This is a genomic window from Spiroplasma sp. hy2 (assembly GCF_044714365.1).
GTDB classification, from domain to species: Bacteria; Bacillota_I; Bacilli_A; order Mycoplasmatales; family Mycoplasmataceae; genus Spiroplasma; species Spiroplasma phoeniceum.
The window spans coordinates 1-3,300 of record NZ_RXFZ02000118.1 but is presented as its reverse complement, the minus strand read 5'-3'; the positions used below and the strand labels follow the sequence as shown (position 1 = coordinate 3,300).

4 protein-coding genes are annotated in these 3,300 nt (G+C 23.7%); all 4 read left to right on the top strand.

Features of this window, described 5'->3' with window-relative positions; translation table 4 throughout:
• The coding region (locus tag EHV01_RS04230) for a hypothetical protein (RefSeq protein ID WP_422066348.1) at window positions 1-1,063 on the top strand (1,063 nt) is incomplete at its 5' end.
• A gap of 12 nt (window positions 1,064-1,075) precedes the next feature.
• Window positions 1,076-2,254 carry a hypothetical protein gene (locus EHV01_RS04225; protein WP_422066347.1) on the top strand — a complete coding sequence of 393 codons (1,179 nt, stop codon included), beginning with the start codon at window positions 1,076-1,078 and terminating at the stop codon, window positions 2,252-2,254.
• A 15-nt stretch (window positions 2,255-2,269) separates the two neighbouring features.
• The gene (locus EHV01_RS04220) at window positions 2,270-2,539 is read left to right on the top strand and encodes a hypothetical protein (RefSeq protein ID WP_422066346.1); all 270 of its coding nucleotides are present in this window, start codon (window positions 2,270-2,272) and stop codon (window positions 2,537-2,539) included.
• A gap of 13 nt (window positions 2,540-2,552) precedes the next feature.
• On the top strand, window positions 2,553-3,300 hold a 748-nt coding region (locus tag EHV01_RS04215), incomplete at its 3' end, for a hypothetical protein (protein ID WP_422066345.1).

The window sequence follows — 3,300 nt, the reverse complement described above, 5'->3', positions numbered from 1 at the left end:
TAKAAAATTAGCCCGAAATGATTTTTATAAGGGTTTTAAAGTTTCTAATTTAGAAACAATTAATAATTTATTAAAAATTGAGAAAAATATTCAAAAAATAAGTCCTACATTAGTTCAAAAAATACCGCGCGTAAATGAAAAAAACGCTAATAAATGATTGTCTGAATATGGATTAAACATTGATAAAATAAGCAAAATTAGTACTAATGAGTGATATAACATTATGACCAACCTTCATAAAAAATGTGTTGGTAAAAACATACTATTAAATGCTAATTTAATGCGTGGTAGTAAAATATATAATAATAAATTATTAAATCTTTTACATCAAACACCAATTAAATTAAATAAAGCCTTAAATTATTTAAATCCAAATTTTTATATTCAAAAAGTAACTAAAAAATTATTAGCCCCAATTGAAAAACAAATAATTACTATTAAACAAAAAGTAATTAGTAAAATTACTGATAAAACTAAAAAAATATTATCTAAATTTGAAACTAAGGCTATTAAAAAGGGCCAATTATTACCTTTTGCTTATGGTTCTGATGTTTTTTTAGCAGTAAAAATTGTTCCATTATCAGTTGCGGGTGAAGTTGCTTTAACAATATATTATAAAAATCCGCAATATGCTCCTATTGTCGTTATGACAACTTTAATCAAAGTAGAACAGTTTGTTTTGGCTTCTGAACCGTTTAAATTCTATATGAACAGTGAGTGGTTTATTGGTTGGGGATTTAAAAAAACAAGTTTGTTTAATTTAGTTTCTTTTGCCCCACTTGCTTATCAGCAAGTAGTAAAAGATAGTTTTAAAATATATCGGACAATTGCTAAGATATTAAAGTTGCAAGAACAATTTAAAAATAACTTTAATAAAGATAAATTGTTAAATACGCTAGAAGATAGTGCGGTTACTAGTTTATTGGGTAATGAACTAGTATTTCAAACATATAAACAACTCAGAACAAAACAAGATTTAAACAAAACAATTAAAACAAAAACATTACTAAATAGTAAAAAATTTATATTAAAGAAAATATATTCTAAAAAAAGTAAATGATAAGGAGATGATTAAATGTTAAATGAATTATGACAAAATGTTACTTTGGAAAATTATAATAATTTTAATCCAATGACAGGTAAAATTACACAAGTTCCAGTTCGTTATAATAAGTTTTTTAAAGATGATGTAGAATTATGATTTAAAACTTTTGCATTAAGAGCCCAAAATATGATTAATTCCTATTTGAATTATCCATTTTCAAAATTAAAGTTTGAAACATTTAAAGACCCATTATTAAAGAAAATTTGTATTAATATGGTGTTTATTACAATTGAGCATTGAACATTTAATCGTATTCCAATTGAGTTTTTTACTTCGGCAAATATAAGTGTTGGTGATATTAATTATTCTTCACAAAATGACCCTATGGCAACATGACAAGGTCTATTGCCTACCTATGCAAAATCATTGGCTAATTTAACAACTTTAAAGAAAATGTTTCGCACTTTTAAAGAAGAAGGCATTGATTTAACAATGATAGATTTAGAAGCATATTATACACAATTAGAAGTTGATGCTTTAATAGAAAAAGAAAAAATTAAGATTGACAATAAAAGTATTGTTAAAAATAACAATAATGAAATAAATGTTCCATTTGATAATAAAACTATCATTAAAAATGATGGTGGAAAAATTGAAGTTTCAGATTTAAAACAAAATAAAATTACTTTAATGTCAAACGCCAGTAAAAATAATAATGCTGATTTTAATGCTGAAACTGGTGAATTAAGAATATGAGACCCTAGTTTTGGTGGAAGTAAAATAGTTGCGAATTATGATGTTATCGATGGTGGTGTTGCAGGAATTGAGAGTACAGATGATACCTTTGGTACTACTAAATATATTGATAAATTTTATTTACAGAAAAAAGATTTACCTAAGATTCCTAATAAATGAGAAGTTGTTAATACTACTAATTTTGTTCAAGGTTCTCAAATATATAAAATTGAAAATTTTAATAAATCAGAATATTATTATCGTTTATGGTGTTATACAAGTTATGAAATAGAACTCTTTATAATTACTCATATAAATTTTGAAGGTCAATTAGCAAGTGGAATATCATATGGAAATAATCCAAGTAGTTGAATTACCATTCAATTATTTCCTGAAGGTGAGTTTAAATTATCATCAACATCAAATGATGTTAAAATTAAAAAATTATATATTCAAAGAAAAAAATTAAATTAGAAAGGAGATGTTATTATGCCAAAAGTAGAAGTTAAAGATGTAATTATGTTTTTGAAAATATTTGGAATTTCATCATTGTTTTTTATAGCAGGAATTATTATTTGTTTTATAGGACCTACTAAATTAGGGATTGGTTGACCTGCATATGTAATTATTGGTGCAATGCTTAATGGTTTTGGGGTAATTGTTTTAATTATTGAAACAATTAGATTTATCAAAACACATAAAAAAGAACAAAAACAAGATAGTATTGAAGATGTTATTAAAAAAGAAGATACAAAATAAAGGGGTGTTATAAATGGGATTGTTACCAGCAAAAAAGAAATTAAAAAAAGAATATGATATTGATAGTTATTATCTTAATTTAGCATCAACGATTAGTAATCGTAAAAATGTTACTGTTCAAAAACATAATGAAATTTTAGAAAAAAGAATTTGTGAAGATAATGCTAATTTTTTAAATCCACGAGATTTAGAAATTAGCATTTATAATCCGCTTACTAATCAACAATTAGATACTAAATCAATTAATAATTTTTTAAAAATGCAAGACTTTATTAATAAGAATTGATATAACGAATATAAAATTAATAAGAATGGTAAAGGTGCATATTTTATTTTTGCTAATAATTCAAAACTTAATTTTATTACCATTGATTTTTACAATGACCAATATGATGAATTAGGTAATTTAGTATCTTGTACTTTTGATTATGACCCTTATATTAAAAATGACCAGAGTGTTTTTATTACTGAAAAATTAGAAATTGATTATATAACTAAACAAGTAAAAGTTATTAGAAAGTTAAAAACAAGATTATACAGTACTATTACAGACTTATATATTGATGATGCTAAATGGAATAATTATACAACTTTACAAAGAGAAGAAATATTGCAACTTAATTTTATTCCAATTGAAATTATTCCTAATAATCCTAATTTTGAACCTTCTGCTCGTTATGGCAAACAATTCGCTAGTATTTTAGATATTATTGCTGAAAAAATAATGTTAGACCCATTATTAAATAGTGGTAAATTTACTA